This window comes from Methylobacterium sp. J-048 (assembly GCF_022829515.1).
Classification (GTDB): Bacteria; Pseudomonadota; Alphaproteobacteria; order Rhizobiales; family Beijerinckiaceae; genus Methylobacterium.
This window is the reverse complement of sequence record NZ_JAKSYL010000258.1, coordinates 1-2,879: the sequence shown is the minus strand read 5'-3', so window position 1 is coordinate 2,879 and position 2,879 is coordinate 1. Positions and strand designations below refer to the sequence as shown.

Annotated in this window: 2 protein-coding genes and 1 pseudogene; all 3 read left to right on the top strand. The window is 66.0% G+C overall.

Annotated features, from left to right (window positions below; all coding sequences use genetic code 11):
- Positions 1-1,253: pseudogene (locus tag MKL09_RS26440) on the top strand (ATP-binding protein); the annotation flags it as partial.
- Entirely contained in the window at positions 1,253-1,777 is a 525-nt protein-coding gene (locus MKL09_RS26435; protein ID WP_244024987.1) for a GAF domain-containing protein, read from the top strand. The pseudogene MKL09_RS26440 and the gene MKL09_RS26435, both read left to right, overlap by 1 nt.
- Before the next feature lie 620 nt (positions 1,778-2,397).
- On the top strand, positions 2,398-2,868 hold the full coding sequence (locus tag MKL09_RS26430; protein WP_244024986.1) for a regulator: 471 nt from the start codon (positions 2,398-2,400) through the stop codon (positions 2,866-2,868).
- The last annotated feature ends 11 nt before the right edge of the window (positions 2,869-2,879 follow it).

The window sequence follows — 2,879 nt, the reverse complement described above, 5'->3', positions numbered from 1 at the left end:
AGCCAGGTTGCAGCCCGCACCGTCGAACTCGCCCAGGCGAACGCCCGGCTCCTCGCCGAGGCGGTCGAGCGCGAGCACATGGAGCAGGACCTGCGGCAATCGCAGAAGCTCGAAGCGGTCGGGCAACTGACCGGCGGCGTGCACACGACTTCAACAACCTGCTGACCATCATCCGCTCGTCCGTCGACTTCCTGCGCCGTCCCGACCTGCCGGAGGACCGGCGCAAGCGGTACATGGACGCCGTCTCCGACACGGTCGACCGCGCCGCCAAGCTCACCGGACAGCTCCTGGCCTTCGCGCGCCGCCAAACCCTGAAGCCCGAAGTGTTCGAGGTCGGCGAGCGCCTGCGTGGGGTGGCCGAGATGCTCGACACCATCACCGGCGCTCGCATCCGCGTCAGGGTCGAAGCGTCGGACAGGCCGGCCCTGGTGCGGGCCGACCTCAGCCAGTTCGAGACGGCCCTGGTGAACATCGCCGTCAACGCCCGCGACGCCATGGACGGCAGCGGGACGCTGACGATGCGGGTGGCGGCCGGCCAGGCCATGCCGATGATCCGGGGCCATGCAGGCTCGCGGGGGCCGTTCGCCGCGGTCGCGCTCGCCGACACCGGATCGGGGATTCTCCCGGAGGTGCTCGGGCGCATCTTCGAGCCGTTCTTCACGACCAAGGACGTCGGGCGCGGCACGGGTCTCGGGCTATCCCAGGTCTTCGGGTTCGCCAAGCAGTCCGGCGGCGACGTGGAGGTGACGAGCGAGATCGGCAAGGGCACGACCTTCACCCTGTACCTACCCGAGGTCTCGTCCGAGCCCACGGAGGTTTTGGTCACCGACCCCGACGCAGTCCTGTCGCCAGCTGGCCTTGGCCAGCGCATCCTGCTCGTCGAGGACAACCTGGAAGTCGGCGGCTTCTGTTCGCAGATCTTGGAGGACCTGGGATACGCGCCGGAATGGGTTGTCAACGCGGAGGAAGCGCTCAAACGCCTCGGGACGGACGGGGCGGGCTTCCGGGCGGTCTTCTCCGACGTCGTCATGCCCGGCATGGGCGGCATCGAGCTCGCCAAGGCGTTGCGCATCCGCATCCCGACCCTGCCGGTCGTCCTGGCCTCGGGCTACAGCCATGTCCTGGCCCGCGAGGACAGCCACGGCTTCGAGCTGCTCCACAAGCCGTATTCGGCGGCGCAGGTCGGCCGGGTCCTGCGCCGGGTGATCGGCGCTTTCTCCCCGACCGACGAGACGCAGGACCGAAGCCGCTAATGCAGCATCCGAAGCCCTCTGCAGAGGTCGCCGAGCGTGACAGGCTCGACGCCCTCGACGGATACGCCGTCCTCGATACACCGGCCGAGCCCGGCTTCGACGGCATCGTCGTGTTGGCTCGCGCCGTCTGCGCGGCACCCATCGCGCTGGTGAGTCTCGTGGCCCAGGATCGGCAATGGTTCAAGGCCCGCTCTGGTCTGGTTGCCTGCGGGACGGCGCTGGACGCCTCGATCTGCAAGCATGTCGTCGGGATGCGCGACACGCTGGTGATCCCTGACCTGACGCGCGATCCACGCACCCGAGGCAACCCCCTGGTCACCGGCGTGCCGCATATCCGCTTCTACGCCGGAGCGCCCCTTATCACCCCGGATGGCCACGGCCTTGGTGCGCTCTGCGTCATCGACACCGAGCCGCGCCCAGACGGACTGACCGAGGAGCAGCGGGAATGCCTACAAGTCCTCGCTGGGCTGGTGATGACGCACTTAGGCATGCGTCAAACCCTCATTGCGAACGGACAGTCCTGAAGCCTGCCTGGCGAGACCTGGCTTTCAACGGATAGGCGGCCATCATACATGCCTGTTGCACGCGTTTGTCCTTCGTCAATATCGATACGCGGCCAAGTTGTTTGCTCTGACAACAGGAAAGGACTATGGACCGCGCCGGCCTCAATCTACGAACTTGATACGTATTACGTCTATGATCAAGTTAGATCTGAAGTTCGCTTCGGAGATACTGGCGACGGCTGCCGAATGACCGAGATGGGCGCAAAGCTGCCCGGCTGGTTTGAAGCCCCTCGACGCTGAAGCCGAGGTACCTAACCGTGCTCTCGATCTTGAGCCGACGCGTCGCGATCTCGCATGGCGCTGCGGCCTGGACGATCAGGTCACGGACCAAGACAGTCGGCAGCTTGAGATCCGCAACTTTGTCGAGATGCTGACCGTCCCGACGCGGAACGGAAGACGCTGACACTTGAGGCCACGGAGCGGCTCCGGATCCCGCGGCGAACCCGCCTCACGACGAATTGGACGGAACGGGTCGCACCGAATCCTCGTGGGGGACGTTGCCTCCACGTCGAACCACCCGATGCAGCGGAAGACCGCGCATCCCCCGAGGCAGGCGGGGTGGGGGAACGGAAGGAAGCAAGATGTCCGAACACACGTTCGACGAGACCAACATCACTTGGCGGACTCTCGACTGGCTGCCGCACATCGCCTTCTTCGTCTACAAGGTCGACGAGGAGAACCGCATCGTCGACGTCGTGTTCAAGTTCGCCGCGAACCAGCGCGTGATGCTGCATCGGCATAAGAGCCCCTACGTCACGCTCGTCATGCAGGGCGAACTCAGGTTCTACCGCGAGGACGGGTCCCTGAAGGAGATCCGTCCGACGGGCAGCTACGTCTCGGGCGTGGCGAACGGCGACCCACACACGGAGGGCGGCGGCGACGAGGACGCCATCGTGTTCTTCAGCAACCGCAACATCGAGGACGCGCTCTACGAGTTCCTCGACGATGCGGGCAATCCCGTCCAGGTCCTGGGGATCGCGGACTTCAAGGCGGAGCTCGAAGAGCAGGTCGCGACGGGCACCTTCGAGAAGGTCACCGCCCGGGCGGCGTAGCCTTCGGAAGC

What these genes read in the sequence shown, in the direction of transcription:
- MKL09_RS26435 (WP_244024987.1), top strand. Translation starts at nt 1,253, where the DNA reads ATGCAGCATCCGAAGCCCTCTGCAGAGGTCGCCGAGCGTGACAGGCTC.
- MKL09_RS26430 (WP_244024986.1), top strand. Translation starts at nt 2,398, where the DNA reads ATGTCCGAACACACGTTCGACGAGACCAACATCACTTGGCGGACTCTC.